At 67.9% G+C, this 26,286-nt stretch carries 27 protein-coding genes; 14 read left to right on the top strand and 13 right to left on the bottom strand.

Translation table 11 applies throughout. The features are described from left to right. The first annotated feature begins 50 nt into the window (after window positions 1-50). From MAY35_RS08380 to MAY35_RS08365, 4 genes are all read left to right on the top strand, one after another. A complete protein-coding gene (locus MAY35_RS08380) occupies window positions 51-1,022 on the top strand; it encodes an adenylate/guanylate cyclase domain-containing protein (protein ID WP_238420641.1) in 972 nt (323 codons plus the stop codon). Window positions 1,023-1,207: 185 nt separating this feature from the next. Beyond that, a complete protein-coding gene (locus MAY35_RS08375; protein ID WP_238420615.1) occupies window positions 1,208-1,528 on the top strand; it encodes a hypothetical protein in 321 nt (106 codons plus the stop codon). A 3-nt stretch (window positions 1,529-1,531) separates the two neighbouring features. Next, window positions 1,532-2,698: a hypothetical protein gene (locus MAY35_RS08370; protein ID WP_238420613.1), complete on the top strand. Its 1,167-nt coding sequence runs from the start codon at window positions 1,532-1,534 to the stop codon at window positions 2,696-2,698. A 193-nt stretch (window positions 2,699-2,891) separates the two neighbouring features. Further along, window positions 2,892-3,407 (top strand): acetyltransferase, encoded by a 516-nt coding sequence (locus tag MAY35_RS08365; protein WP_238420610.1) that lies wholly within the window; start codon window positions 2,892-2,894, stop codon window positions 3,405-3,407. Window positions 3,408-3,937: 530 nt separating this feature from the next. Here MAY35_RS08365 and MAY35_RS08360 read toward each other — a convergent pair. The 4 genes from MAY35_RS08360 to MAY35_RS08345 form a co-directional block, all read right to left on the bottom strand. Continuing rightward, window positions 3,938-5,032 (bottom strand): sulfate/molybdate ABC transporter ATP-binding protein, encoded by a 1,095-nt coding sequence (locus tag MAY35_RS08360; protein ID WP_238420608.1) that lies wholly within the window; start codon window positions 5,030-5,032, stop codon window positions 3,938-3,940. Next, the gene (locus MAY35_RS08355; protein ID WP_238420639.1) at window positions 5,029-5,808 is read right to left on the bottom strand and encodes an ABC transporter permease; all 780 of its coding nucleotides are present in this window, start codon (window positions 5,806-5,808) and stop codon (window positions 5,029-5,031) included. The genes MAY35_RS08360 and MAY35_RS08355 overlap by 4 nt, the downstream gene beginning before the upstream one ends. Window positions 5,809-5,870: 62 nt before the next feature. Continuing rightward, complete coding sequence (gene modA, locus MAY35_RS08350; protein ID WP_238420606.1) at window positions 5,871-6,632, bottom strand: molybdate ABC transporter substrate-binding protein; 762 nt, start codon at window positions 6,630-6,632, stop codon at window positions 5,871-5,873. Next, window positions 6,629-7,030, bottom strand: a complete 402-nt coding sequence (locus MAY35_RS08345; protein WP_238420604.1) for a molybdopterin-binding protein — start codon at window positions 7,028-7,030, stop codon at window positions 6,629-6,631. The genes modA and MAY35_RS08345 overlap by 4 nt, the downstream gene beginning before the upstream one ends. A gap of 290 nt (window positions 7,031-7,320) precedes the next feature. Here MAY35_RS08345 and MAY35_RS08340 point away from each other — a divergent pair, with 290 nt between their 5' ends. Next, window positions 7,321-8,355 carry an ATP-binding cassette domain-containing protein gene (locus MAY35_RS08340; protein WP_238420602.1) on the top strand — a complete coding sequence of 345 codons (1,035 nt, stop codon included), beginning with the start codon at window positions 7,321-7,323 and terminating at the stop codon, window positions 8,353-8,355. Continuing rightward, window positions 8,355-9,200 carry an ABC transporter permease gene (locus MAY35_RS08335; RefSeq protein WP_238420600.1) on the top strand — a complete coding sequence of 282 codons (846 nt, stop codon included), beginning with the start codon at window positions 8,355-8,357 and terminating at the stop codon, window positions 9,198-9,200. The genes MAY35_RS08340 and MAY35_RS08335 overlap by 1 nt, the downstream gene beginning before the upstream one ends. A gap of 30 nt (window positions 9,201-9,230) precedes the next feature. Here the strand turns inward: MAY35_RS08335 and MAY35_RS08330 are convergent, their stop codons facing one another. Continuing rightward, a complete protein-coding gene (locus MAY35_RS08330) occupies window positions 9,231-10,394 on the bottom strand; it encodes an ROK family transcriptional regulator (protein ID WP_238420598.1) in 1,164 nt (387 codons plus the stop codon). A 696-nt stretch (window positions 10,395-11,090) separates the two neighbouring features. Between MAY35_RS08330 and MAY35_RS08325 the strand changes: the two genes are divergently transcribed. Continuing rightward, the gene (locus MAY35_RS08325; protein ID WP_238420595.1) at window positions 11,091-12,167 is read left to right on the top strand and encodes a sigma-70 family RNA polymerase sigma factor; all 1,077 of its coding nucleotides are present in this window, start codon (window positions 11,091-11,093) and stop codon (window positions 12,165-12,167) included. 16 nt (window positions 12,168-12,183) lie between these two features. Here the strand turns inward: MAY35_RS08325 and MAY35_RS08320 are convergent, their stop codons facing one another. Continuing rightward, entirely contained in the window at window positions 12,184-12,600 is a 417-nt protein-coding gene (locus MAY35_RS08320) for a VOC family protein (RefSeq protein ID WP_238420593.1), read from the bottom strand. A gap of 85 nt (window positions 12,601-12,685) precedes the next feature. Between MAY35_RS08320 and MAY35_RS08315 the strand changes: the two genes are divergently transcribed. After that, the gene (locus tag MAY35_RS08315) at window positions 12,686-13,393 is read left to right on the top strand and encodes a histidine phosphatase family protein (protein WP_238420592.1); all 708 of its coding nucleotides are present in this window, start codon (window positions 12,686-12,688) and stop codon (window positions 13,391-13,393) included. A gap of 104 nt (window positions 13,394-13,497) precedes the next feature. Here the strand turns inward: MAY35_RS08315 and MAY35_RS08310 are convergent, their stop codons facing one another. The 5 genes from MAY35_RS08310 to MAY35_RS08290 form a co-directional block, all read right to left on the bottom strand. Further along, entirely contained in the window at window positions 13,498-14,244 is a 747-nt protein-coding gene (locus tag MAY35_RS08310; RefSeq protein ID WP_238420590.1) for an SDR family oxidoreductase, read from the bottom strand. Between the two features lie 62 nt (window positions 14,245-14,306). After that, window positions 14,307-15,323: a phosphotransferase family protein gene (locus MAY35_RS08305; protein ID WP_238420588.1), complete on the bottom strand. Its 1,017-nt coding sequence runs from the start codon at window positions 15,321-15,323 to the stop codon at window positions 14,307-14,309. After that, window positions 15,320-16,552, bottom strand: a complete 1,233-nt coding sequence (locus MAY35_RS08300) for an acyl-CoA dehydrogenase family protein (protein ID WP_238420586.1) — start codon at window positions 16,550-16,552, stop codon at window positions 15,320-15,322. Before MAY35_RS08300 ends, MAY35_RS08305 begins: the two co-directional genes overlap by 4 nt. 142 nt (window positions 16,553-16,694) lie before the next feature. Continuing rightward, a complete protein-coding gene (locus tag MAY35_RS08295) occupies window positions 16,695-17,342 on the bottom strand; it encodes a TetR/AcrR family transcriptional regulator (protein WP_238420584.1) in 648 nt (215 codons plus the stop codon). Between the two features lie 28 nt (window positions 17,343-17,370). Continuing rightward, the gene (locus tag MAY35_RS08290) at window positions 17,371-18,072 is read right to left on the bottom strand and encodes a TetR/AcrR family transcriptional regulator (protein WP_238420582.1); all 702 of its coding nucleotides are present in this window, start codon (window positions 18,070-18,072) and stop codon (window positions 17,371-17,373) included. A gap of 86 nt (window positions 18,073-18,158) precedes the next feature. On the opposite strand from MAY35_RS08290, the gene MAY35_RS08285 reads away from it, so the two are divergent. Further along, on the top strand, window positions 18,159-19,112 hold the full coding sequence (locus MAY35_RS08285) for an oxygenase MpaB family protein (RefSeq protein ID WP_238420580.1): 954 nt from the start codon (window positions 18,159-18,161) through the stop codon (window positions 19,110-19,112). Window positions 19,113-19,115: 3 nt separating this feature from the next. Here MAY35_RS08285 and MAY35_RS08280 read toward each other — a convergent pair whose 3' ends face one another. Together MAY35_RS08280 and MAY35_RS08275 are read right to left on the bottom strand one after the other, a co-directional pair. After that, window positions 19,116-20,396: an alpha-hydroxy-acid oxidizing protein gene (locus tag MAY35_RS08280; RefSeq protein ID WP_238420578.1), complete on the bottom strand. Its 1,281-nt coding sequence runs from the start codon at window positions 20,394-20,396 to the stop codon at window positions 19,116-19,118. A gap of 52 nt (window positions 20,397-20,448) precedes the next feature. Continuing rightward, the gene (locus tag MAY35_RS08275) at window positions 20,449-20,742 is read right to left on the bottom strand and encodes a hypothetical protein (RefSeq protein WP_238420576.1); all 294 of its coding nucleotides are present in this window, start codon (window positions 20,740-20,742) and stop codon (window positions 20,449-20,451) included. Window positions 20,743-20,880: 138 nt separating this feature from the next. Between MAY35_RS08275 and MAY35_RS08270 the strand changes: the two genes are divergently transcribed. Genes MAY35_RS08270 through MAY35_RS08250 form a run of 5 tightly spaced genes read left to right on the top strand, consistent with a single transcriptional unit; the run spans window position 20,881 to window position 26,275 of the window. Next, the gene (locus tag MAY35_RS08270) at window positions 20,881-22,026 is read left to right on the top strand and encodes a polyprenyl synthetase family protein (RefSeq protein WP_238420573.1); all 1,146 of its coding nucleotides are present in this window, start codon (window positions 20,881-20,883) and stop codon (window positions 22,024-22,026) included. Continuing rightward, window positions 22,023-22,781, top strand: coding sequence for a monooxygenase (locus MAY35_RS08265; RefSeq protein ID WP_238420570.1), 759 nt, complete (start codon window positions 22,023-22,025; stop codon window positions 22,779-22,781). The genes MAY35_RS08270 and MAY35_RS08265 overlap by 4 nt, the downstream gene beginning before the upstream one ends. Beyond that, window positions 22,778-23,650: a carotenoid biosynthesis protein gene (locus MAY35_RS08260; protein ID WP_238420568.1), complete on the top strand. Its 873-nt coding sequence runs from the start codon at window positions 22,778-22,780 to the stop codon at window positions 23,648-23,650. The genes MAY35_RS08265 and MAY35_RS08260 overlap by 4 nt, the downstream gene beginning before the upstream one ends. Next, the gene (locus tag MAY35_RS08255; RefSeq protein ID WP_238420566.1) at window positions 23,637-24,770 is read left to right on the top strand and encodes a glycosyltransferase family 2 protein; all 1,134 of its coding nucleotides are present in this window, start codon (window positions 23,637-23,639) and stop codon (window positions 24,768-24,770) included. The genes MAY35_RS08260 and MAY35_RS08255 overlap by 14 nt, the downstream gene beginning before the upstream one ends. Beyond that, window positions 24,767-26,275 (top strand): NAD(P)/FAD-dependent oxidoreductase, encoded by a 1,509-nt coding sequence (locus MAY35_RS08250; protein ID WP_238420564.1) that lies wholly within the window; start codon window positions 24,767-24,769, stop codon window positions 26,273-26,275. Before MAY35_RS08255 ends, MAY35_RS08250 begins: the two co-directional genes overlap by 4 nt. The last annotated feature ends 11 nt before the right edge of the window (window positions 26,276-26,286 follow it).

Raw genomic sequence — 26,286 nt, 5'->3', positions numbered from 1 at the left:
GGTGTGGGAATGTCGGGTCGACCAAGGCCGACATAGGCAACACTTGGGTCATGCATGCGAGCCGCCCGACTCCCGAGTCCCCCGACTCCGACTCCGACCCCAACCCCAACGAACCCGACCCCGACGAACCCCGCCACACCCGCGACGAACTGGTCGCGGAACTCGGTTTGTCGCCGGAATTCGCAGAGAAGGCCTGGAATGCATTCGGCTTCGTGCGGCGGCCCTCCTCCGACAGGGTCTTCTCGGACCGCGATGTGACCGCGCTCGAGGTGTTCGCGAGCTCGTCGTCGGCGATGCCCGAGACCACCCAGATCGCGATGGCCCGGGCGATCGGCCAGACCATGTCCCGACTGGCCGAGTGGCAGGCCGACCTTCTCCGCGAGATCGCCGACGACCCCGCCGTCCCATGGGATGTCGACCAGATGAGCGTCGCCCTGGGCCAGATCCAGCAGCTCATCTGGCGACGCCACATGGCTCAGGCCATCGAGCGGCACGCCGACCACTCCGCCGCGGACGAGATCGACCTCATCATCGGTTTCGCCGACATCGTCGGCTACACAAGCCTTTCCCGACGCATCGACCTGAACGATCTCGAAACCCTCCTGGGGTCCTTCGAGGACGACACGTTCGACGTCGTCGTCGATCACGGTGGGCGCGTGGTGAAGACGCTCGGCGACGCGGTGATGTTCACCTTCGACGACCCGGCCGCAGCCGCGAGTGCCGCCCTGGACATCCACCAGCTCTCCGGAGGCGACGACCTTCCTCCGCTGCGCCTGGGCATGGCCCGCGGTGCGGTCCTCACACGCCTCGGAGATGTCTTCGGCGAACCGGTCAACATCGCATCGCGGTTGACGAGCTCGGCCCGGCCCGGCACCACGTTGGTCGACGACACCATCGCCGACGCCCTCCGCGACGACGACCGCTTCTACCTGAAATCCATTCCGACGCTCCGGGTTCGCGGGTACAAGCACCTCAAGGCGCGCGTGCTCGAGGCGCACCGCGACGGACCGCTCAACGATTGATCTCACTCCCAGACCTCAACAGCCTGTGAAGAGTGTGGGTCCGATGACGCCCTGCCCGGCTACCGTATCCGCTGACCACTTATGGTGGTCCGCAAAGCAAAGGGGGAGTTTTGTCCGAGTTGGTGGTCGATCCAGCGGCTGTCGGGGCGGCATCCACCGAGATCTCACGGTGCGCGTCACGCCTCATGTCACTTGAGCTGACCTCGTACGCAGGCCTGGATGGCACGACGTCGACGTTCAGCCAGCTCGCCGGTCAGTTCGCCGGGGCGTCCAGCGACATGTCCGCCGTCGCTGCAAGCGCCGACGACAAGATCGCCGCATCCCTCGCGAACGTATCCGGCACTGTTTCCGCATTCTCCGAAATGGTCCTCGCCGCCAGAGACATCACCGTCGAGTCAGACCTGGCGAATGCGACCCGCATCGAGGACGCCGTGTCTTATCCAGCGCGCGACATCTCGCAGACAGACCATGTGGTGCCGTTGAGTGTCCAGTTGTCGGTGCAGTAGGTCATGCCGCCGAGCTACAACGACGTGACGTCTTGGAACCCTGAGGTAATGACGTCGATCGCGAACGGAATCGCCCGTTTGCAGGCATCTTTGGAAGTCGAGGCTTCGAAGGCCGGAGATCCTGTCCTGAATCTGACCGGGGCCCAATGGACCGGACTCGCCCGCGGCCCGGCGGACGATCGTGCTGAAGGCATCACCCGGTGGATTCGAGGAGTCTCCGACGAATTCGGCGATACGGCATCAGTACTGACCCGGGGACAGAACAGCATCCGTGGCGCGATGACGGCGCTCGAGAGCCGCACCAGCCTCGCCGACTCAGACGGTTATGTCCTGGATCGCGGTAGTCGCGAGTACACGGTGAACTTCGACCCTGCCCGCGCACCGGAGGGGGCCGAGTACGACGCCGGACGCGCATACGAGCACCAGGCAGCACTGGTAGCCCTCGGCACGGCTGCCGACGACGCGGTCACCGCCACTCGGGACGCGATCAATTCCGCGCTCGGAGAACTCGGCGGGATGACGCCGGCGTCCACTGCTGTCAACCGTGGGGTCGTCGATGCCAGCCTCGCAGCCAGCGACGCAGCGGCGGTTCGCGCCGGCACAGCGACACCCGAACAGCGTGGTCGCTTTCTCCGTGCGATGGATTTGACGCCGGGACAGCTGGAGAAGCTGAAGGCGGGGCAACCGTCCGATCTGGAACCATCACGACTTCAGTACGTCCTCGGTGCACTGGGACTGTCAGGTATGGACCCCAGGAGCGCTGCTGTGACCGGTGCCCTCGGCGCGCTGGAGCGCCGGGGGTCAGACATCGAAGACGCGTATGCGAGACAGCGGCGTTCTGTGGGACAGGCCGGAATGAGCGCAGATGACGTCGCGCGGCTGAATTCTGTCGGTAAGAACGTGGCTCGAAGCGCATTCTGGGCCGGGATCGCCTACACCCTCGTCGACGAGGGACTCAAGTATTCCCGTGACGAACAAGACGGTGGCGATGCCACAGCAGCCATCGTCGGCGCGGTCGGTGGCGGGTACGTCGGCGGAGCTTTGGCAGGCGCAGCCATCGGGTCATTCGCAGGCCCCGTGGGCACCGCGGTTGGCGCAGGGATCGGCGCCGCGCTGGGGAGCCACTACGGGGCGAGTTTTGGCAAATGGGTGAAAGGTGGGTTCGACTAAAGTGCAGGCTCAAGATGTTCCCCGGCGCCGACGCGCGTCCCGGCACCGTGCAAAATCGTTCCCCCGCGGGGCCGATTACTGGTTCGGCGGCCTGAGAACCTACACCAGAAATTTTCTGGTAGTTCTGCCGTCCGCCTCGGCATTCGGCGTCGGAATGTTCACCAGCCTCAACGTATTCTCCTGAGGCACACCGATGATCTCCGCCATCGAGTACGCAATCGTCAAGTACGGCGCAACCGCCACGCTCGAAGCGTCCACGCCCGCGCTTGACTTCATTCCGCCCGCCGCATGGTACGACCTCGACAGCGGCACCGCACACAAGTCGATGGCCAGCCGCGTTCTACTTCGATCGGAGAGTCCAGCACCCGCGTTCGCATCGAACATTGTCATCCAGTACTTCGACCTCGGGCCGTGCGAACCGATCCGACTTTCCGACATCGATACCACCCTCGACATCTCGGCACTGGATGACGCAGTCGTGCTTGAACACACTGTCGGCGCCGGCGGATATCTGTGCGTCGACGACGGCACGTACCGGGCCGAAGAATTCTCTCTACGTATTCGTCGGTGCCAGTTGTCCTATCAGACTGGTCAAGACAGTTCGATGCTGTCGATCTTCACTGCCACGACACCCGAAGAAAGCTGGGCCACCAGCGAGCCCGAAATCACAGAAATGGAAGCGCTTTGGTTGCGGAAGACAACGACTTGAACAAATGGCGCCAGCTGAACACCTACTTCAGCGGCAAATTCTCGATGTTTGTCACCTACCCGATTCTGATGTTCGCCCTCGGCATCATCGTCGGTTATCTGATGTCCGGGTGATGGGTCTGCGACGAACCGCGAACCTCCTGCAGTCGGCTAAAAAAGCGAGGCTACGACGGCACAGGCCTCGCCACCGAGCGTCGTCGGTCTCGACATCGTGGAGCGCCATGCACGCGCCGTCCGGCCCTCGTCGATGGACTTATCTGACAGATTCGATCACTGAAACGCTTGTCTTCGAATTGAGCTGCCTGCCATCCGCTCTCGCGCTCGGCCTCGGCCTCGTCGTCGGCAACGAGTGGGTATAGCATTCCAGGACGAATTGAATAACAAACGACGGTCACAACTTACGCCGAACGCCGCACGGCGTCTTACTCGCGCGGGCTTTCGTAACGATCAATCACATCCTTCCCACTCCCAGACCTCAACTCGACCGACAGACCTCGATCGAAGTCCAGGAGTCGAGTTGAAGTCTGGCAGTCACCCGGCCCCCGGACCGACCCCGCTGATCCGCACCTCACTCGCCTTGACGACGAGATGTACGCCGAGACCGGTGGCGAGCCCGAGGTCGGCGACCGCCGACCAGGTCACCTCGGCGGCGACGAGTTGGCCGCCGACGTCGGTGCTGACGACCGCATGGTCCCCGCGGGGCACGACATCCCGGACCGTCGCGGGCAGCACGGTGCGCGGACTGCCGTGCGGGGCGTCGAGGTAGACCGCGACGGCCCGCGGCGAGAAGGTGGCCGCGACGGTCGCACCGGGCTCGAGCACGTCACCGGAGCCGTCCCCCACCGAGCCGACCACCCGTCGACCGTCGGCATCGACGACGGTGTCCGGCCCGGCCATGGCGCCCACGAAGAGATTGAGTCCTGACAGCGACGCCGCGAACCGGCTGGTCGGACGTGTGAGAACGTCACGCGTCGAACCGGATTCGACGATGCGACCGGAGTCGAGGACGATGATGTCGTCGGCGAGGCCGAGGGCATCCACCGGGTCGTGCGTCACCATCACGGTGATCCGGCCGCGGTCGGCGAGCAGGTTCCGCAACAACGCCCGCAACCGGCTCGCGACGTCGATGTCCAAGGCACGGAACGGCTCATCGAGCAACAGGATTCGCGGTTCAGCGGCAAGCGCGCGGGCGATCGCGACCCGCTGAGCCTGACCCCCGGAGAGCTCGTCGGGTCTGCGATCCGCGAGGTCGGTGACCTCGGTGGCCCCGAGCCAGCGGTCCACGCGCGCATCGATCCGCTGCTTCGACAACCGTTGCGCCGACGGCGCGAAGGCCACGTTCTCCGCAACGGTCAGATGAGGGAACAGGCGCGCGTCCTGCGAGAGCAGCGCAACCCCTCGGCGGTGTGGCGGCACCGACCGCCGAGAGTCGCGGAAAACACTCTCGCCGAGTGTGATCCGGCTGGGCTCGTCGGGGCGCAGCAGCCCGGAGATCGCCCGCAGCATCGTCGACTTGCCTGCACCATTGGGCCCGACGACGGCGGTCGTGCTCCCGGCGGCGAACCGATGGGCGATCTGCAGGAGCGGGACCGCGTTGTCGATCGACACCTCCAGGTGGTCGTTCACACCGCACCCGCCCCGCCACGACGCCGGCGGCTGTGCACACCCACGACCACCACCAGCGACACGAGAACCAGGATGAGCGACAACGGGATCGCCGCCTGCGGATCGTCGATCGCCGACACATAGATGGCCAGTGGCGCCGTCTGGGTCACACCGGGAGCGTTGCCCGCGAACGTGATCGTCGCGCCGAACTCGCCGAGCGCACGGGCGAAAGCGAGCACCAGTCCCGCGATCAGCGACGGCAGCACCAACGGGAGCGTGACACGCCACAGCGTGCGGGTCGGACCTGCGCCCAGCGTCGCGGCGACCTCCTCGTAACGCGTACCCACCACGCGCACCGCGCCTTCCACGCTGATGACGAGGAACGGCAGGGCGACGAAGGTCTGCGCGAGAACCACCGCGGTGGTGGTGAACGCGATGTCGATCCCGGCGTCGTGCATCTGCTCACCGATGATCCCGAGCCGGCCGAAGGTGTACAACAGCGCCAGCCCGCCGACCACCGGTGGTAGGACCAGGGGCAGCAAGACGAAGGACCGCAGGACCCGCACGACGGGCCCGTCGTAACGCGCGAAGACCACGGCCATCGGCACGCCCAGCAGTAGACAGATGACCGTGCTCGACGCCGCGGTGATCAGAGAAAGCCGCAGGGCGTCCAGCGATTCCGGAGACGTCACCTGGTCGACGAAGGCACCCCACGGAGACCGGAGGATCAGCGCCAGCGGAGGCAGGACGATGAAGGCGACACCGAGAGCGGCGAGACCGAATGTCCACGCCGGCAGTCCCGTCGGTTCACGGCGCCCACGTGGCGCGACGTGTTGTGCCGTCACGGTGCGTCGTGTCATCACGGTGCGCCGAAACCGGCATCCCGCAGGATCCGCTGACCTTGCGGACCTAGCACATGGCCGACGAACTGCGCGCCGAGGCTCGCATCGTCGGCACCTCGTACGGTGGCGACCGGGTAGGAGTTGACCACCGCCGCGAATGCGGGATCGGACACGGTGTCCACCTTGTCCCCCGCGGCCCGTGCATCGGTCACGTACACGACACCCGCATCGGCCTGGCCGGTGGTCACCTTCGTCAGGACCGCGCTCACCGACTGCTCTTCGGAGACCGCGTCGAGGGTCACCCCGGTGCGCTTCTCCACCTCGTCGGTCGCGGCGCCACACGGTTGCGCCGACTGGCAGACCACCGTCGCGACGCCGGGCTTGTTCAGGTCCGCGAAAGACCGTATGTTCTCGGGGTTCCCGGGCGCTGTGACGATCAGCAACGTGTTGGTCGCGAAGATCTTCGGGCTGTCGGCGAGTTCGCCGAGCTTGTCCATGTTCTTCTGGTCGGCGCTGGCGAACACGTCGGCCGGCGCCCCCTGCTCGATCTGGTTCGCGAGGGTCGACGAGCCATCGAACGACAGTCTCACCGTCACACCGGGATGAGCGGCCTCGAACTCATCGGCGATGGCGGTGAAGGTCTTCTTCAACGACGCCGCCGCCGAGACGTCGAGGGTGCCGGTCGACGACGAGGGGTTCGCGCGGTCGGCATCGTCCGACGCACACCCGGCCGCCAACAACACTCCGGCGACGGCGAGCGCCGCGACACGCTTGTTCATCCGCTTCTCCGATTGGTCTCGACGATGACGGTCGTCGCCTTCACCACGGCCGTGGCGACGACGCCCGGTCGTAGTTCGAGCTCATGCGCGGCGTCCGCACTCATCAGCGAGGTCACCTCGAACGGCCCGCACTGCAAGGTCACCTGAGCCATCACCCCGTCCATGCGGACGTCGGTCACGAGGCCGGTGAACCGGTTGCGGGCCGATCGCGCGACCGTCGCACCGTCGTCGGGCGCGACCGCGCGCTCCCGCGCCAGTTCCGCGAGCCGGACACCGTCGACGGTGGCGACCGGCCCCGTGTCGGTTTGTTCGAGTACGCCGGAGCTGATCCAGCGTCGGATGGAGTCGTCACTGACCCCGAGCAAGGCTGCTGCATCCTTGATGCGTATTGCGGTCACCCCGGCCATGCTATCCGCATCTGCGGATATATCAGCTATTCAAGTGCTCCCCAGCGGAATTGTGCTCGGTTGACCTCAAGCGAACTTGAGGTCCTAGGCTGATTCTCCATCAGCCCGCCGGATTTCCCGTCGCGGGACCGATGAGTTCGGTGGAGGGAGCAGGTCTGTCATGTCGAGGAGGGCCGCGATCACACCGAACCCCGAGGGTTCCCCGAGATGTACCCCATAGTTCCCCGGACGCCGCGAAAATCGGTCGCGGTTGTCCGACCCCATCGATACCGTGAGGAAACATGAGCTCAATCACAGTTCCCGCCAACGCACCGGGAGACGTAGCGACGTCCGACGTCGCCATCGAGGCGATCGATCTCGTGAAACGCTTCGGCGACTTCACGGCGGTCGACGGCGTCAGTTTCACCGTGCCGCGGGGCTCCGTGCTCGGCCTGCTCGGTCCCAACGGCGCGGGCAAGACCACCACGGTCCGGATGATGACCACCCTGTCTCCGCCCACCAGTGGAACCGCCCGTATCGCGGGGTATGACGTCCGCGAGCAACCCGGGATGGTCCGCCAGAACATGGGCCTCACCGGCCAGGCCGCGACGGTCGACGAGATCCTCACCGGCCGCGAGAATCTGCGGATGATCGGTGGCCTCTACGGCATCGGTCGCAAGACCCTCACGCGCCGCTCGGACGACCTGCTCGAACAGTTCTCCCTCACAGAGGCCGGAGACAAACAGGTCAAGTCCTACTCGGGCGGCATGCGCAGGCGTCTGGACCTCGCGGTCAGCCTGCTCGCCACACCGCCGGTGCTGTTCCTCGACGAGCCGACCACCGGCCTGGACCCGCGCAGCCGCTCCGAGTTGTGGGACGTGCTGCGCGAACTGGTGGCCGACGGGACCACGCTGCTGCTGACAACCCAGTATCTCGAAGAGGCCGACCAGCTCGCCGATGACATCGTGGTGATCGACAAGGGCACCATCATCGCCCACGGCACGTCACTGCAACTCAAGGAACAGGCGGGCTCCGCCAGTCTCGTGCTGACCGTCTCGCACGCCGACGATCTCGCCGCCGCGGAGGCGCTGCTCCGCAAGAACGGTGCGGAGGTGTTCGTCGACGTCGCCGCACGCCGGCTGACGACGGCGGCAGCCGGACTCGGCGACCTTCCCCGCGTCGCGGCCTGGTTCGACGAAAGCGGCATCGAGGTGGACGACTTCGGCCTCGCCCGTCCGAGCCTCGACGACGTCTTCCTGTCCCTCACCGGGCATCGGGCCGAAGAGTCCGACAACGCCGCGAACACCGACAATCCCACCGACGAGGAGCGTTCCTGATGACCACCACTGCACACACCGACGCGGTGGTCGCGGACAAGCCGCGGATCCAACCGACCACGATCTGGCAACAGGCCTGGATCATGGTCAAGCGCAACATGATCCACACCAAGAGGATGCCGGAGATGCTCTCCGACGTCACCATTCAGCCGATCATGTTCGTGCTGCTGTTCGCCTATGTCTTCGGCGCCTCGATCCAGACCGACTCCGCGTCGTACAAGGAGTTCCTGCTCCCGGGCATCATGGGTCAGACGATCGTGTTCACCGCGTTCATCGTGTCGACCGGCATCACCGCCGACCTCGAGAAGGGCATCATCGACCGCTTCCGGTCGCTGCCCATCCAGCGGTCGTCGGTGCTGATCGGGCGCAGTATCGCCAGCCTGCTGCACAGTTCGATCGGCATCGTCGTCATGGCCGTGACCGGCTTGGCCATCGGTTGGCGTATCCGGGGCTCGTTCGGTGAAGCGGTCCTCGCATTCGCGCTCCTCGTGCTCTTCGGGTTCGCGATGATCTGGTTCGGCATCCTCATCGGTTCGTGGCTGCGGACGGTCGAGGCCGTCAACGGCTTCATGTTCTCGGTGTTGTTCCCGATCACGTTCCTGTCCAACGCCTTCGTCCCGACGGAGCCGATGCCGACGTGGCTCCGGACGATCGCCGAGTGGAATCCGATGTCGTCGCTGGTGCAGGCATTGCGTGTGCTGTGGGGCAACGGCCCGGCGTTCGGTCCGGGTGCGGCACTGCCGATGCAGCATCCGGTCGTCGCCACACTGATATGGACGGCGGCCCTCACACTGATCTTCGCCCCGTTCGCATTGCGCGCCTACAACAAGCGCACCTCGGACTAGACGTCCCGCACCGCTCCTCCCGCGACCCGCTCAGGCAGTCAACGTGATCGCCTGCAGCGGGTCGCTGTATATGGCGTCCAACGACACGGCGCCGGCAGCCTGCTGCTGCACCGTTGCACCCGAATGCGACACGCGCACATCGCGCTTGGCGACGATCGACGTCTCCCGCACGGCCTTCGCGACCGTGGGAAGGCTCGTCGGATAGTCGGTGAAGGCCTGCCCACCCAGGATGATGTGGTCGGGATTGAAGATGTCGGCGATGAGCCCGACGGTCCGGCCGAGCACCTCGGCCCGCTCCTCGAGCAACCGTCGCGCGGTCACGTCCCCGGTCCGGGCCAGCGCGTGGACACCTTCGACGTCGGGGACCGAGAGACCCAGTGCCCGAGCGGCTTCCACCACACCGGTGTCACTGACGGCCGGCTCCAGTCGGCCGGTGCGGTGCGGGTCGAGAAGCGTCGTCGCACCGGTCGGGAAGTGCCCGATGACCGGCGGGCCGGCCGTCGGGGTGTGCACGGTTCCGCCCACGCTGAACGCGATGCCGAGCATCTCGCGAGCGTAGAAGTACAGGAAGCTGGACTGCTCGTCGTCGGGATTGAGGACGAGCTCGGCGGCGGCCATCGCCTCCACGTGGGAGGCGACCGACACCGGCAACCCGATGGCCTCGGCGATGGTCTGCCCGACAGGCGCACCTTCCCAGCCCAGACGCGGGTGGTCGACGACGCCACCTTCGGCGACGCGACCACCGAGAGCCACGCCCACCCACAGGACCCGCCGCCCGGTCCACCGCTCGGCAAAACGTCTGGCGCTCACGCCGATCGCGGTCAGCGCCTCCTCCGGCGTATCGGCGACCGGCGTGGGGATCTGGATGGCGCCCACGACGCGGTGAAGCAGGTCGTGGGTGGTGATCGCGGTGACCTTGTAGCCGATGTGGATGCCGAGGGTGAGGAACTCGGAGAGGTTGACCTCGAAGGGGAGCCGGGGCCGCCCGATGGCGCCGGATGGTGCTAGATCGGCGCGCTCGCGGATCAGGCCGGCCTTGAGCAGTGCGCTGACCTGACGGTTCACGGTCGAGATGCTGAGACCGGTTCGCTCGGCGGCATCATCGCGGAACAGCGGTCCCGCCAGTCGTGCGGCTCGGAGGACCAGGGCGGCGGGCTTGGTCGACAACTCCAGGCGCGGGGTCGCGACGTGCACTCGGTGGTCCCCCTTTCCTGCTCCGCGTCGATCGGCGTTCGGGACCGAGGTCCGCGCCGGCGGTATGGATGACAACGGTACGGGCTGGCGACCGCCCTGCGGACCGCGACGCACCGGACGAGCAACCGGTTGGCGGCGAACGAGAGGTGCCGGTGTCGGGCGCCCGAGAGGTGAGACAGAGGTGCGGGCAGCACGAGGGGTGGATTCGGGAAGTGCGGTGGTCATGATCGTCCTCGTCGAGAGATCCGCGCGATGGCGGGAGAAGCCGGAGAGTCCTGGAAGACAGGAACTCGAGACATCGACGCCCCGGGAGGAGATGAAACCTGGCGGGGGTCGGCTCAGCGCATTCGACGACAACAGAGAACACGTGCAAGTGGCAGACGACAGCCCAGCGCGGTGGTCACGTAGGTGACCTCCGGGAGCTTGGCGTCGGCACTTGTCATGCGGATCAAGCTAGCAACGGCCCGGGTGCCCGGCAAGCGTCCGACCGATCCCCGGACCGGTGGCGACACGGGTGACAGAGGCGTTCACCGGCGAGAATAGGGCCGTCTCGGACCCGCCACAGGGGTTGCACCCAACGTGATCCCAAGTCGCCACCGTCGATCGCACCCCACCTGCGCATCACGCTCAAGCGGACCCCGGTCGGGTTGCCGACTCGGGTCGAGCCTGTCGGAGGTCCCCGGTAGATTTGTGAGCATGACCACAACCAGTTCCACGACTGCGCCCGACGCCGCGTCCGACGCCGAGTTCTTGGAGGTCACCGAGCCTTTTCGTCGCGAGATCATCGCGCACTGCTACCGGATGACCGGGTCTCACCACGACGCCGAGGACCTGGCCCAGGAGACCTTTCTCCGGGCGTGGCGGGGCTACCCGAAGTTCGATCACCGCGCATCGGTGCGGACCTGGCTGCACAAGATCGCGACCAACACCTGCCTGACCGCCCTTCAGAGCTCGCAACGCCGCCCGCTGCCGTCCGGTCTCGGCGGCGACGCCTTCGACCCGGCCGATGATCTGCTGCAGAATCACGAGGTGCCGTGGCTCGAGCCGTATGCGGGCACCGCCGACGACGTCGCGCCGGGCGACGACGCCGACCCCGCCTATGTCGTCGGCGCACGTGAATCGGTGCGCCTTGCGTTCATCGCCGCATTGCAGCACCTGCCCGAACGCCAACGCGCCGTGCTGATCCTGCGCGATGTGTTGCAGTGGCGGGCCGCCGAGGTCGCCGACACCATCGGTGTCACCACCGCGACCGTGAACAGCCTGCTGCAGCGCGCTCGCGAACAGGTCAAGACCGCACGCCCGCAACAGGAGTCGGTCGGCGAGAGTGCCCAGGCGACACTGGACGACACCGCCAAGCGCGAGCTGCTGGCCCGCTACGTGTCGGCGTTCGAACGCTATGACGTCGACGCGATGGTCGAACTCTTCACCGACAAAGCCATCTGGGAGATGCCGCCGTTCACCGGTTGGTACCAGGGTGCGGAGAACATCGGCATCCTCATCCGCAACAACTGCCCGGCCGAGAAGGCCGGCGACCAGATCATGCTGCCGACGATCGCCAACGGTCAGCCCGCCTTCGGCCTCTACATGCGCGAGCCCGACGGCGTTCATCGCCCGTTCCAGCTGCAGGTGCTGGAACTCGACCCCGCTGCCGGCAAGGTCAGTCACGTCGTGGCCTTCTTCAGCGACACGATGGAAGCCGACTTCGCGCGGTTCGGGCTTCCCGCAACCCCTTACGACGCTCCCGCGCGTTCGGGCGAGCGGCCCTGGCACTGAACCGGCTCCGACCCCGTCAGGTGTCGGGGGACTGCGGGATCTGACCCGGATCCATCCAGATGACCTCCCAGGCGTGCCCGTCCGGATCGCAGAAACTCCGGCAGTACATGAACCCGAGGTCTTCGGCATCGCGGAGCATGGTTCCTCCGGATGCGAGCGCACCGTCGGCGAGTCGGTCCGCGTGGGCCCGGCTCTCGGCCGAGATGGCGAGAAGCGACTCCCGGCCCCGTGCCGGGTCCGCCACGGTGCCGGCCACGTAACCGGCGAACCGGCGTCGCTGCATCAGGACCACCATCGCCGAGTCGTTGATCGACATGCACGCGGTGCCGGCATCGCAGAACATCTCGTCGAAGACGAACCCCAGTAGGCCGAAGAACCGACGCGAGCGGTCGACATCTGCCACGGGCAGGTTCACGAACAACATCGGCGTCACTGGCGTACTCCAGACGGGTCAGGGGGTCACAGAGACAGACCGGCCCGGCATGCCGAACTCATCGAAGCCCACATAAGGTGCAGGAATGGGTGTGATCTATCTGGTACGTCACGGTCAGGCGAATGCACTGGCCTACGGAATCGCCGACGCCACCGATGACCTGATCAACGGACCGGGCGGGCTCACGTCGGCCGGGAGCACCCAGGCCGCTTTGTCCGGTGGGTTCCTCGCGGGACAGATCGACGGTTTCACCGCGGCGACCAGCGGCGACCTTCCCCGCCAGCACCAGACCCTGACCGGGGTGCTCGGCGCGTTCCCCGAGTCCCCACAACCTCACGTCGACCCGGGCTGGAACGAATACTCGCTGCCCGCACTGGTCGGTGAGGCCACGCCCGAGATGTACCGCGACGGTCGCAGCTACCAAGAGCAACTCGACAAGGGCCTGGCCGCCTGGATCGCGGCCGGCGAGCACGACGCCGCTCCCGCCCTCGACGGCGGTCCCGCCGAGAGCTACCCCCAGTTCAAGGCCCGGGTCTCCGACGCCGCCGCACGTGCCACCGAACTCGCCGGTTCCGGGCAGACGGTGCTGGTGGTGTCCTCGGCGGGCACCATCACCCAGTGGATCGCCCAACTGTGGGGCATCCCCGACGACAACTGGCCCGCGATGGCCCGCACGATGGTCAACGCCTCCATCAGCAAGCTCATCGTCGGCCGGAGCGGCGTCTCGGTGGTGTCGTTCAACGAACACGGCCACCTGTCGGACCGCGAGGGTGGCGTCGCCACCTTTCGGTGATCCCCGGGCACAGAAGCGCCAGTTGCACCCGTCTGCGCTGGTTACAGCCAGCGCAGATGGTGTCAGCTAGCGCTTCTGCGCCGTGCTGCCCTGTCCGTCGGCCGTCACGCCCGGTGCAGGTTCGTCCCCGGTCGGGTGAGGACGACGTTCGGGAGCACCGCGTACCTGGACAGCTGGGTGACCGAGTGTGCCATCACGGCGACGTCCGCGGCCGTGATCATCTCCTCGGGGCGGATCCGGTCCTTGAGCCAGTCGGTCATGTCGGTGTTGACATAGCCCGGCGCGATCGTCGTCGCGCTCACGCCGTTCTCCGACTCCTCGAGGTTGAACGTCTCGCACAGGGAGATGAGCGCCGCTTTGGTGGCCCCGTAGGCGGACAGGTCGGGTTCCGGGTAGACACCCGTGATCGACGCGACCGCAACGACTTTCGCGACGCCGTGCACCCGGGCGGTGTCACGAAGGGTGGGCAGGGCCGACTGCAACAGGATGAACGGGGCGCGGACGTTGACCTGGTACAAGCGATCGAATCGCTTGACCGGCAACTCCGCGACCGAACCCTTGGACCCCATTCCGGCATTGATCACCAGTGCATCGCACCGCCCGAAGGCCTCCGCGTGCGCAGCGCCCAACGCACTGATCGCCTCGGCGTCGGTCATGTCCGCGGGCACGACCTCCACACGCCCGGCGCCCCGTTCGCGAAGCTCGACGGCCTTGGCCTCCAACGCCTCTCGCCCTCGCGCACTGATCGTCAGGTCCAAGCCGTCGGCGGCGAACCGGTCGGCGATGGCCGCCCCGATTCCCCTCGACGCCCCGGTGACCAGCGCGGAACGGTTGTTGCTCGACGTGCTCATGCGGCTATCCCCTCGACTGCGCGGAGACCCGCGCGGTGTGTTGTCACGACGTCACGGCTCGATCAGCTGATGTGGCGCAGACCGTCGGCGATGAACGCCGCGGTGGCCTCGCCGGCCTTCTCCGCGCCGTCACCCGACGACGCACCCGACAGCGCCCGGTAGGTGATCCCCTCGGCGATCACGCCGAGTTTCAGGTTCGCCAGACCGAGATAGAAGTCCCAGTCGCCGAGGTCGGAACCGGTTGCGGTGGCGTACTTCTGAGCGATCTCGTCGACCGAGGCGTAGCGGTCGCTGGTCCAGGCCGCGGAAAAGCCGAGCACCCGGTCGAACGCACCGGTGCGGTAGACGCACATCAGCGCTACGTCGGTGAGCGGGTCGCCGAGCGTCGACATCTCCCAGTCGACGACCGCCGCGATGCGGGAGGGGTCGTCGGCGTCGACGATCGTGTTGTCGATCCGGAAGTCGCCGTGCACCACGGACTCTCGCGCCTGCTCCGGCACGCGGTCGGTGAGCGCGCTGACGAGCCGCTCGACATCGGGCAGCTCGCGCGTCTTCACGTGACCCCACTGGCGAGCCCACAGCTTGACCTGTCGGGCCGCGAAACCGGCCGGTCGGCCGAACTCGCCGAGACCGACCGCGTGGTAGTCCACGGCGTGCAGATCGGCCAGCGTCTGCACGAGCGCGTCGAGATTCTGTGCCACCTCCTCGTCGGAATAGACCTCGAGGTCGGCGGCGGTTCGGATGACCCGCCCATCGACGAATTCGACGACGGTACAGGGCGCCCCGATGACGGACCCGTCGGCGTCGAAGGCGACCGTCTTGGCCACCGGGACCGACGTCGACTGCAGCGCGCTGGTCACCGCCCACTCCCGCCCCATGTCGTGCGCGGACGGGGTGAGGCCACCGGTCGGTGGCCGCCGGGCAACCCAGGTGGAGGCACCGTCGGTCACCGTGTAGGTGAGATTCGACTTGCCGCCGCTGATCAGCTCGATCGACAGCTCACCAGCGGGTTCGACGCCGCTGTCGGTCAGCAACCGGCGCAAGCGGTCTCGGTCCAGTGCGGACTCCGTCGAGGTCATCGGGCACCTGCCGACGCCTGCGCTTCGAGAGCCTGCTGGGCCTTCTTGGCACGACCGACGGCGCGACGGGCGATCGCCCAGCGATGCACCTCGGACGGGCCGTCGTAGATGCGGAACGGACGCAGTTCCTGCGACAGGCGCGCGAGCGGCAGGTCGGCGGAGACACCCAGACCGCCGCACATCTGGATACTGCGGTCGGCGATCCGCGAATATGCCTCGGCGGCAAAGGTCTTGGCGATGGACGTCTCATCGGACGCGTGGTTTCCGAGATCGAGCTCGTGACACGCCTTCAGCAGCAGTGCGCGGGTGGCGGCGAGGTCGATCTCGTTGTCGGCCACCAGTTGCTGGATCATTCCCAGATCGCCCAGGCGACCGCCGAATCCCTCACGGCGGGCGACATAGTCGACGGCGACGTCCTGGCAGCGCTTGGCCGAACCGAGCCAGCGCATCACGTGGGTCATGCGGGCCGGGCCGAGTCGCACCTGCGCATACCGGTAACCCTCGTTGACCTCGCCCAGGATGTCCTCGTCGGGAACGAAGAGATCGGTGAACGTCACCTCGCAGTGACCGCCGATCATCGCCTTGTCGATGGTGTTGATGTGACGTCCGACGGACAGTCCCGGTGCATCGGCCGGCGCCAGGAACATCGTCGCCCCGCCTCGGTCGCCCGGCGCACCCGTCGTACGCGCCATGATGATGAAGAACCCGGCGCCGTCGGCACCGGTGATGAAGTGCTTGTCGCCGTTGATCTTCCAGCCGCCGTCGACACGGACCGCCTCGGTGCGCAGCGCGTTCGGGTCGGAGCCGGCGCCCGGCGCGGGCTCGGTCATCGCGAAGGCCGACCGCACATCGCCGGCGGCCAGCGGCGCGAGATACTTCTGACGCTGTTCCTCGCTCGCGATGTGCGCCAGCATGTGCACGTTGCCCTCGTCCGGCGCGCCGATGTGCAGCGCGATGGGACCGAAGGTCGAGTAACCGGCAGCCTCGAAGACCGGCGCCCGATCGCACATGTTGAGACCGAGTCCGCCGAATTCGACGGGAGCATGCGGCCCGAAGATCCCGGCCTCCTTGGCCTTCGCGTTCATCTCGCGGCGGATGTCGTCACCCCCGGCGGCCGTGATGTCACCGACCGCCTCGTCCTCGATGGGCAGGACGTAGTCGCGGACGAAGCTCTCGGTCTTCGCGACCACGTCGAGCACGTCATCGTCGTGTCGAAGGTCAATGGGCATGGTGACTCCTCAGCTCTGGGCAGATGTGGGCTCCCCGATCGCCGACCGATCGCTCGTTCGGCGTCCCATACCTTGCCAGCCCGAGAGTGCCGGGTCAAGCTCATCCGCCGGGCTCGACGACCCCGCGGACGCCCGGCAGCGTCTAGTCCGCCCGGTATCCGACGAGCGCGCGGGCGAGTTGCAGGTTCCGCGCGATGAGTTCGTCCGGGCCGAGCAGCCCGTCGAGCTTGAACCACGTGGAGACGCCGACACACATCGTCGCCACCGCGCGAGCCGCATCCTTCGGGTACTCCGTGGTGAAATCTCCGGCCTCCACGCCGGCGAAGACGATCTCGTCGACCATCCGCTGCTGCCGGTCCCGGTGGCCGATGTAGGTCGGGCGGTAGGTGTCGTCGAGGCTCCGGATCTCGGTGGACCCGACGAAAGCCTGCTCTCGGCGGTACATGTGGAACCGCAGCAGTGACTCGACGACGGCGTCGAACTGTTTGATCGGCTCGGGTCCCGCCTCGACGATCGCGGCCTCGGAACGGGCGAGCAGATCGGTCATCGTCCGTTCGAGGAGTCCCTGCAGAAGCGACTGCTTCGACGGGTAGTGGTGATAGAGCCCCGGCACCGACAGATTCGCCCGCGCCGCGATCTCCCGCACCGACGTGCCGTGGTACCCCTGTTCGGCGAACGCGCCCAACGCGGCTGCCAGCGGAATCGGGAGTTCGGGCTCGCCGTAGTCGCGCCAGCCGTCCAGTGGTCGCTTCGCCGGTCGGAGGTCTGCTTCGCCGGATCCGCCACTCATGGGTTCAAACATATCCCCACGCGCGGCGCTACTCACCATCGCCGTGGCGGCGGGACAGACTCTTCTCCAGCATTTCCGCGGGCGAGACCAGCAGCGCGATACTCAGGTCCACGACATCGGCCTTGCTCAGATCGACGTCGCCCTCGAGCCACGCGGCGAGCAGACGGCTGAGGCCGCCCACCTGATAGTGCGCCACCCCGACAGCCGCGGACGGACCGACGTGGACATCGAGGATCGCCGACGTGCTCTGCAGTGTCAGCCCGGCGAACAGAGTCGTGGACTCCATGCGCTTGGCGGCGATCACCGGGCTCTGCAGTGCCTGCGAGAACAGCAATCGGCCCTTGCGGCGGTCCGCGTCGATGACGTCGACGATCGCCGACACCGCACCGGCGACCTTGGCCCGCATGCTCGCACCCTCGGAGAACGCGGCGAGGCTGACCTGGGCGATCTCTTCGATGACCTCGTCGTACATGACGCCGACGAGCTGATCGACCGATTCGAAGCTCTCGTAGAAGTACCGCGCGGTGAGCCCCGCGCGGCGGCAGACACCGCGGACCGTCACCGCGCCCACGTCGTCGGCGCCGAGCAGATCGAGACCGGCGTCGATCAGCGCGGACCGGCGTCGTGCGACGCGGGTGTCACCCCCTTCGCCGCCATAGGCCCGGAGGGTGCCGGCCGAGTCCGACGCGGCGTCGGATCGGCTGTCCGGAGTCGATGGTGCGCGTCCCATGTTTCCTATCTTGACACCCCGGTAAGTTAGGTGTCTCATAAAACGGGAAACAAGCGTTTCCAGAATTCGAGCAGGAGGGGTGTTCGATGGCAACGGAGCCTATCACCAGTGGAAGTTCGGCCCTGTCACCGCAAACGTCGGCCGACGTGACCGCGGAGGTGGAGCAATTCTTCACCGCGGAACGCCCGGACACCGAGTTCCTGCCGTCGACCGCGCGGATGTCGCGCGCAGAACTCGACGCCCTCCCCACCAGCCATCTCGACCCACTCGGCATCGGCGTGATCGCCGGCGCCGCGAACGTGATCATGCAGCTCAGCCTGCCCGCGGTCGGATACGGCGTGTACGAGAGCCGCGTGGACTCGGGCAACCTGTTCAAGCATCCGATGAAGCGCGGACGCACCACCCTGAGCTACCTCGCCGTCGCCGGACTCGGCAGCGCCAAGGACCGCAAGGCCTACCGCAAGGCGATCGGCAAGGCGCACGCGCAGGTCCGCTCGACCCCGGAGAGCCCGGTCGAGTACAACGCCTTCGATCCCGCGCTGCAGCTGTGGGTCGCGGCCTGTCTCTATCGCGGCACCGAGGACGTCCACCGGATCTTCGGCGGAGTCACCGAGGTGACCGACGAGCGCTACCAGGCGGGTGCGGTGCTCGGCACGACGCTCCAGGTCCCCCGTGAGATGTGGCCCGCCACCCGTGCAGACTTCGAGACGTACTGGAACGAGACGGTCGAGACCCTCGAGATCGACGACACCATTCGCGAGTACCTGATGTCGATCGCCCGCGGAGAGTTCCTCGGCCCCGTCGTCTCGCGGTTGCTCGGCTGGCATCTCGAGATCATGGCCATCGGCTTCCTTCCGGAGGACTTCCGACGCAAGATGCGCGTCCAGCTCTCGCCGTGGCAGGAGCTGTACTTCGACAAGCACAACGCGGTCCTGCGCGCATTCATCACACGTGCGCCGAAGTGGATCCGCGCCTTCCCGTTCAACGTCCTGCTCGCCGACGTCCGGTGGCGGATGCGGACGGGCCGCCCGCTGGTCTGACCCCTACAACCGCCGCAACGCGTCGCGGTCCAGGTCGACGACGTCGGTGTGGCCGGACAACCCGAGCGTGAGGTCCAGCTCGGCGATGATGTCGGCGACGACGTCGCGGGCACCGTCGGAGCCGGCGAGCGCGAGTCCGTACATGTGCGGCCGGCCGATGCAGGCGGCGTCGGCACCGAGCGCCAGCGCTTTGAAGACATCGGAACCGGTGTAGATGCCCGAGTCGATGAGGACCTTGATCCGCCCGTCGACGACGGGGGCGATCGCCTCGAGCGCATCGATGGTGCTGATCGCGCCGTCGACCTGCCGGCCGCCGTGATTCGACACGATGATGCCGTCGACACCGGCGTCCACCGCTGAGCGGGCGTCGTCGGGATGCAGGACGCCCTTGAGGACGATCGGCAGCGACGTGCGCTCGCGCAGGCCGGCGAGGTCGTTCCAGTTCAGCGACGGCCGCGAGTAGATGTCGAGGAATGTCTGCACCGCGGCACGCGGCCGGGGCGACCTCAGGTTGTCCAGGAACCTCCCCGGCGCGTTGCGGGTGATGGAGACCAGCGTGGCGATCGCGCCGAGCGAGATCTCGGGACGTTCGTCGGCAGCGGCACGCAGGCGGTCGGCCACGATGTCGACGAAGCGGCGGTCGGAGGTGTACTGCGCGATGCCCTCACCGCGCGCGAACGGCAACGACCCGAGGTTCAGATCCTGCGGCCGCCACCCGAGCATCGTCGTGTCGAGGGTGACGACCACCGCGTCGGCGCGAACCTTCTCGGCGCGGGCGAGAAGGCTGTCGACGAGGTCGTCGTCGGTGGACCAGTACAGCTGGAACCAGCGGGGCGCGCCGGGGCTGACCCGGTCCATCTCCGCGGCGACGTCCTCCATCGCGACGCTGGCCTGGTTGGAGAAGATGTAGGGCACGCCGAGCTCGGCGGCGGCGCGGCCGATGAGTGCATCGGCACCGGGCGCGGCGAGTGATCCCGCGCCGACGGGTGCGAAGAGCACCGGCGCCGGCAGTCGTCGGCCGAACAGATCGACTCCCAGGTTCCGTTCCGCGACGTCCCGGAGGATTCGCGGCACGATCGCCCAGCGGTCGAGCGCCGCACGGTTGGCCGCCATGGTGCGTCCCTCACCGGCGCCGCCGGCGATGTAGGCCCACGCCCGCGCCGACATGGCACGCTTGGCCCGACGCTCGAGTTCGGCGAAATCCGTTGGCACACGCGGTTTCCGCCGGTGAACACCGGCGGTGTAGATGTCGTTCTGGCGTGTCCGTCCGTATCCCGCGGTCATGGGTGGTGATCGTAACGCCGGGTCGTCGATCGCGGTCGGCGATCGCCTGCCGTCAGCGGGTCGCGAGAGCCGTGGCGCCTGCCGCGGCCACGGTCACCGCGGCCACCGAGGGCCACGCACCGATCTTCTTCGCCAGCGGATGCGACCCGCCGAACGCGGCCAGGTAGCCGACGAGCAGACCGCCCGCCACCGCGGGTCCCTTCTCTACCGCCCACTGGCGGGTGCACCAGGCGCCGGCCGTGCCGAGCACCACCCCGCCCAGTTCACGACGGCCGCTGTAGCGGGCGACCGCGAAACCACCGACAAGACCGACCGCCACCACGGGCACCGTTGCGTCCACAGCCATGCGGCTCAGGCTACCGGCATGTCGCCGCCACCCATCCGCCCACGGTTGCCGTTCCGAACACGGGGTATCCGAGACCGACTCCGAACACCACGATCCGCGGATACACGTCCCCGACCCCGGACTCCGAAGGGCCCCGACATGACACCCACCGCAGAGATGACCGATTCGTCCGTACCGCCGTCATCCCTGTCGACCTCCACACTCCGCGAGCTCCACCCGATCGAGAACGCGACGACCGACCTGGAACTCGTCGAAGAGGTCGTGGCCTCGCACTTCCGGCAGCACGCCGCCACCCTGCGGCAGGTGGGTCCCGAGCTGACCCCGACGATCGACGCCGTGTCGGAGCGGATCGGTGGCGGCAAGCGGTTGCGTGCCGCGTTCTGCCTGTGGGGCGCACGGGGAGCCGCGCAGGGTGCGGCCGTGCCGGGGATGGTCGAGATGGCCGCGGCGATCGAGCTCTTCCACCTGGCCGCGCTCGTCCACGATGACGTGATGGACGACAGCGACACCCGACGCGGACTGCCGACCGTCCACCGGCTCTTCGCCGACGATCACCTGCGCGCGGGCCGTCGCGGTGATGCCGAACGACACGGGACCGCGGTCGCCATCCTGGTGGGTGACATGTGCCTGTCCTGGTCCGACGACCTGGCCGCGACGGCCACCGACACCGCCGACGGCGAGACCCGGCGAGCCGTACGCCGGACCTGGTCGGCGATGCGTGACGAGGCATACGGCGGCCAGTACCTCGACATGCTCAGCCAGACCGAGGAGCAGACCGACGCCGACCGGACGGCCCGCATCCTGCGCTACAAGAGCGCTCGGTACACGATCGGTCAGCCGTTGCGGCTCGGCGGCACCCTCGCCGGGGCCGACGCGTCACTCCTCGACGCCTACGACCGCATCGGACTCACCGCCGGTGAGGCGTTCCAGCTCCGCGACGACATCCTCGGGGTGTTCGGTGACGAGAAGGTCACCGGCAAACCAGCCATCGACGACCTCCGCGAGGGCAAGCGGACCATGCTCATCGCCCTGGCCGAGGAATCCGCCGGCCGGATGGAACGCCGGGTGATCGCCGACGGCCTCGGCAACCCCGACCTCGACGAGGAGGGTGCCGCGCGCATGCGCGAGGTCCTGGAGTCGACGGGATCGGTGGACCGCGTCGAACAGCGCATCGTCGATCTGGCCGAGGAGGCGCTGGCCGTCATCGACTCAGCCCGGGTCGACGACCACAGCAGGCAGGCGCTCACGACCCTCGTCGAACGCTGCGTGTGGCGTCGCTCATGACCTCACCCGGCGGACCCACGGTCGAACTCCGCGTCTGGGGAGTCGACCGGGTCATCCCCGCCCTCGGACGCATGTCGTCGGGGCGCCGGGCGCTGCGCCGGACACCGGGCCTCCGCTTCGCGAAGCTGCTCGGCACCGGCACGTCACGCACCTTCACCTTGGACAGCGCCGATCTCCGGCACTGGGCCGCGCTCACGGTGTGGCACGACGAGGCCGCCGCCCGCGCCGCCGCGGACTCGCCCGTGTTGCGGCGGTGGCAGGACTCGAGCACCGAGGAACTACGCGTGACGATGCGCCCGCTGCGTTCCAAAGGACGGTGGTCGCGGGTCGATCCGTTCGGCAGCGACCCTTCCACAAGAAGCAACCACACGACGACCAACCAGACGACGAGCAACCACACGACGACCGGGGACGCGGGCCCGCGGTGGACCGGTCCCGTCGCCGCGCTCACCCGTGCCCGGTTGCGTCCCACGACCATGGTCTCGTTCTGGCGTGCGGTTCCGCCGGTGGCCACCGAACTCGCGGGCGCACAAGGTAACCGGCTCGCCCTTGGAGTCGGGGAACTGCCGCTCGGCGTGCAGGGCACCTTCTCACTCTGGGACACGGCGCGAGATCTGACAGAATTCGCGTATCGGTCACCCGCACATCTGTCCGCCGTCCGGCGCACGGAGTCCGCGCGCTGGTACGCCGAGGAATTGTTCGCCCGCTTCGCCGTCACCGATGTGGTCGGCACCTACGAGGGGAGGTCGGCATGACCAGCGCCAACGACTTCGCCACCCGCCGCCCGGTACCGACCGCCGTCGACTCGCGGAAGACCGGCCACCCGCACCCGACGTGGGGACGCCGACTGGTCACACTCGCCTGGGTGCTGCTCGCCGCGACGATCGGTGTGCAAATCGCCTTTCCGTTCACCGGCGGAGGCACGCTCCCGCTGACGGTCGCGAGTGTCCTGCTGCTGGCGTCGGCCGCACTCGTCCACGTGGGCGCGACACGCGGCCCGGGGGCCGCGGCGGCGCTCGCGGTGATCGCCGGCGGCGGCGGTCTGCTCGCCGAGGCTGTCGGCGTCAGTACCGGATTCCCGTTCGGGACATACGAGTACACCGACGGTCTCGGACTCAAGGCCTTCGGCGTCCCGGTACTGGTTCCGCTGGCCTGGATCATGATGTCGTGGCCCGCGCTGGTGGTCACGCGTCGACTTGTCGGTGCGCTCGGCGTGTCCGGCGCGGCGACGCGACCGATCATCGCCGTCGTCGGCGCGTATGCACTCACCGCGTGGGATGTGTTCCTCGACCCGCAGATGGTCGATCAGGGCAATTGGGCGTGGCGGTATCCGGAGCCGTCGTTGCCCGGGGTCGCCGACATCCCGCTGACCAACTTCGCGGGCTGGCTCCTGGTCTCGTTCCTCATGATCGCGGCCCTCGACCTCGCGATCGGCCGTTCCGACCGTGCCGGCACCGATGCCGTGCCGATCACGGCCTACCTGTGGACCTACTTCTCCTCGGTGATGGCGCATGCGATGTTCTTCGGTCGCCCGACGGTTGCGATCACCGGCGGAATCCTGATGGGGGTCATCGCGATACCGCTGCTGGTCATCGAGATCAAGAGGCACCGTGCGAGCGGTTGAGCTGGGCCACCGGCTGGTCGCGGTGGGCACCGCGTTGTCCGTGGCCTCGCTGGTGCTGACCGTCGACAACGCACGCCGTGTGCGCAGGCCCGGCCTGTCGAACATCCCGGCCGCAGAGCCGCTCTCGATCCTGATCCCGATGCGCGACGAGGTCGACACCGCCGAACGGTGCATCACCGCCGTGCTCGAGGCGGCCGACCGCTGGCACGGGCCCGTCCGGATCGTCGTGCTCGATGACGGTTCCGTCGACGGCACCGACGCGGTGCTGACACGTCTGGCCGGCGGGGACGAGCGGATCGAGGTGCGTCGAGGGTCACCACCTCCCCCGGGCTGGCTCGGAAAAGCCTGGGCGTGTCGACAATTGGCCGACGCGGCCCTTCCCCACGGGGTCTACATCTTCATCGACGCCGACGTCGTGGTACAACCGCACGCGTTCACCTCGTCCCTGGCGCTGCTGCGCGACACCGGACTCGCCCTGGTGAGCCCGTACCCCCGTCAGGTCGCGGTCGGCGCGGCGGAACGTCTGGTCCAACCGCTGCTGCAGTGGTCGTGGCTGAGCACCCTCCCGCTCGGGCTCGCCGAGCGTTCGCCGCGCGAATCCCTCACCGCGGCAAACGGACAGATGATGGTCGTCGATGCCGCGACATATCACCGCGCGGGCGGTCACGACGCCGTCCGCGGCGTCGTACTCGAGGACATCGGCCTGCTGCGGGCCATCAAGGCGGCGGGCGGTCGCGGGGTGGTCGCCGAGGGCAGTACCGTCGCCACCTGCCGGATGTACCACGGTTGGCACGAGGTCCGCGCGGGCTACCGCAAGTCGTTGTGGTCGGCGTTCGGTTCGCCGGCCGGGACACTCGCCATCACCGGCCTTCTCTGCCTGATGTACGTCGTGCCCGCTGTCGCAGCACTGTTCGGTTCCAGGACCGGGTTGGTGGGTTACCTGTCCGGCGTCGCCTCGCGAGCCGTCTCCGCGCGCTGCACAGGTGGCCGCACGTGGCCCGACGCCCTGGCCCACCCCGCGTCGATCCTTGCCTTCACCGGCCTGGCCGTGGACTCGACACTGGCGCATCAGCGCGGAGACCTGCACTGGAAGGGACGACCCATCGAGGCCCACCGATGAGCCGTGTCCTCGTGATCGGCGCCGGGGTGGGCGGTCTCGCCACCGCCATGCGCCTGTCCGCAGCCGGCCACGACGTCACCGTTCTCGAACAGTTCGACGACGTCGGCGGCAAGCTCGGTGTGATCGAACACGACGGCTTCGTCTTCGACACCGGGCCGTCGCTGGTGACCCTGCCGCACGTCTTCGAGGAACTCTTCGACGACACCGGGCAGTCCATCCACGATGTCCTCACGCTCGAACGGCTCTCCGTCGCAGCACGTTACCGATTCCCCGACGGCACGAACCTCGACATGCCCGGAGCCCTCGACGACATCCCCGCAGCACTCGACGCCGCGCTCGGACCCGGACGCGGAGCGCAGTGGTCCTCGTTCCTGCACCGCGCACAGTCGATCTGGGATGTGACAAGAGGCCCCTTCCTCGAATCGCCGATGAGCATCCGCACCATGATCGGCGGTATCGCCACCCCATCGGACGTCGCGACCGTCGCACCGTGGCGAACGCTGCGCGGGCTCGGCGATCGACACCTCGTCGACCCCCGGCTGCGCATGCTCCTGGATCGGTATGCCACCTACACCGGTTCGGACCCGCGTCGCGCCCCGGCGGCCCTGGCCTCGGTGCCGTGGGCGGAGCAGGCCTTCGGATCGTGGTACGTCCGTGGCGGTCTGGGACGCATCGCGACCGCCATGCGGGATCGGCTTCGCGCGCTCGGCGGGCAGCTCGAACTCGGAGTCGACGTCACGCAGGTGACGACGAGCCCTGATGGCCGAGTCGACGGCGTCGAACTCGCCGACGGAACCCGGCGCTCGGCCGACATCGTCGTCGCCAACGCCGACGCCCGGCAGGTCTACGACCGACTCGTTTCCCCACGAGCCGGTCGCGTCCCCCGCGCACTCCTGCGGCGGACGACGCCGTCGCTGTCCGGATTCGTACTCCTCCTCGCACTTGACGACCCGCCGCCCGACCAGCCGCATCACCAGGTGCTGTTCGCCGAGGACTACGACGAGGAATTCGACGCGGTCTTCGGCTTCAACGGTCCGCCCCGTCCGGTCGCACGTCCCACCGTGTACATCTCGGCGCCCGCCGACCCCGACATCGTGCCGGAGTCCGGGACGGCCGCGTGGTTCGTCCTGGTCAACGCCCCACGCCATGACCCCGCACATGGGGTGGACTGGGACGCAGCAGGATTGGCCGAGTCCTACGCGGATCGGATCGTCGGGGTCATGGCCGATCGTGGGCTCGACGTCACCGGCCGCATCCGCCACCGCCTGCTGGTGTCGCCCGCCGACCTCGAACGTCGGACCAGGACACCCGGCGGGTCGATCTACGGTTCGTCGTCGAACGGCCCGCGGTCGGCGTTCTTGCGGCCGTCGAACACCTCACCCGTACCGGGTCTCTACCTGGTCGGCGGGTCGTCGCATCCCGGCGGCGGTCTTCCGCTCGTGGTCCTGTCCGCACGTATCGTCGCGGGCCTCATCGGACCGGCCGGCGCCCCGTCTGACGGGTGACGCCGGCCGGT

Origin of the sequence: Gordonia sp. 'Campus', from assembly GCF_022206305.1 — a bacterium.
GTDB lineage: Bacteria > Actinomycetota > Actinomycetes > Mycobacteriales > Mycobacteriaceae > Gordonia.
Note: the sequence above shows the minus strand (reverse complement) of the source record. Positions and strands in the feature narration are given on the sequence as shown.

Excerpts from the sequence above, each read along its gene's own strand:
- MAY35_RS08250 (WP_238420564.1), top strand. The coding sequence starts at position 24,767 with ATGAGCCGTGTCCTCGTGATCGGCGCCGGGGTGGGCGGTCTCGCCACC.
- MAY35_RS08270 (WP_238420573.1), top strand. The coding sequence starts at position 20,881 with ATGACACCCACCGCAGAGATGACCGATTCGTCCGTACCGCCGTCATCC.
- MAY35_RS08310 (WP_238420590.1), bottom strand. The coding sequence starts at position 14,244 with ATGAGCACGTCGAGCAACAACCGTTCCGCGCTGGTCACCGGGGCGTCG.
- MAY35_RS08325 (WP_238420595.1), top strand. The coding sequence starts at position 11,091 with ATGACCACAACCAGTTCCACGACTGCGCCCGACGCCGCGTCCGACGCC.
- MAY35_RS08265 (WP_238420570.1), top strand. The coding sequence starts at position 22,023 with ATGACCTCACCCGGCGGACCCACGGTCGAACTCCGCGTCTGGGGAGTC.
- MAY35_RS08300 (WP_238420586.1), bottom strand. The coding sequence starts at position 16,552 with ATGCCCATTGACCTTCGACACGACGATGACGTGCTCGACGTGGTCGCG.
- MAY35_RS08285 (WP_238420580.1), top strand. The coding sequence starts at position 18,159 with ATGGCAACGGAGCCTATCACCAGTGGAAGTTCGGCCCTGTCACCGCAA.
- MAY35_RS08380 (WP_238420641.1), top strand. The coding sequence starts at position 51 with ATGCATGCGAGCCGCCCGACTCCCGAGTCCCCCGACTCCGACTCCGAC.
- MAY35_RS08280 (WP_238420578.1), bottom strand. The coding sequence starts at position 20,396 with ATGACCGCGGGATACGGACGGACACGCCAGAACGACATCTACACCGCC.
- MAY35_RS08290 (WP_238420582.1), bottom strand. The coding sequence starts at position 18,072 with ATGGGACGCGCACCATCGACTCCGGACAGCCGATCCGACGCCGCGTCG.
- MAY35_RS08365 (WP_238420610.1), top strand. The coding sequence starts at position 2,892 with ATGATCTCCGCCATCGAGTACGCAATCGTCAAGTACGGCGCAACCGCC.
- MAY35_RS08315 (WP_238420592.1), top strand. The coding sequence starts at position 12,686 with ATGGGTGTGATCTATCTGGTACGTCACGGTCAGGCGAATGCACTGGCC.
- MAY35_RS08260 (WP_238420568.1), top strand. The coding sequence starts at position 22,778 with ATGACCAGCGCCAACGACTTCGCCACCCGCCGCCCGGTACCGACCGCC.
- MAY35_RS08340 (WP_238420602.1), top strand. The coding sequence starts at position 7,321 with ATGAGCTCAATCACAGTTCCCGCCAACGCACCGGGAGACGTAGCGACG.
- MAY35_RS08370 (WP_238420613.1), top strand. The coding sequence starts at position 1,532 with ATGCCGCCGAGCTACAACGACGTGACGTCTTGGAACCCTGAGGTAATG.
- MAY35_RS08305 (WP_238420588.1), bottom strand. The coding sequence starts at position 15,323 with ATGACCTCGACGGAGTCCGCACTGGACCGAGACCGCTTGCGCCGGTTG.
- modA (WP_238420606.1), bottom strand. The coding sequence starts at position 6,632 with ATGAACAAGCGTGTCGCGGCGCTCGCCGTCGCCGGAGTGTTGTTGGCG.
- MAY35_RS08295 (WP_238420584.1), bottom strand. The coding sequence starts at position 17,342 with ATGAGTGGCGGATCCGGCGAAGCAGACCTCCGACCGGCGAAGCGACCA.
- MAY35_RS08375 (WP_238420615.1), top strand. The coding sequence starts at position 1,208 with ATGTCACTTGAGCTGACCTCGTACGCAGGCCTGGATGGCACGACGTCG.
- MAY35_RS08335 (WP_238420600.1), top strand. The coding sequence starts at position 8,355 with ATGACCACCACTGCACACACCGACGCGGTGGTCGCGGACAAGCCGCGG.
- MAY35_RS08275 (WP_238420576.1), bottom strand. The coding sequence starts at position 20,742 with ATGGCTGTGGACGCAACGGTGCCCGTGGTGGCGGTCGGTCTTGTCGGT.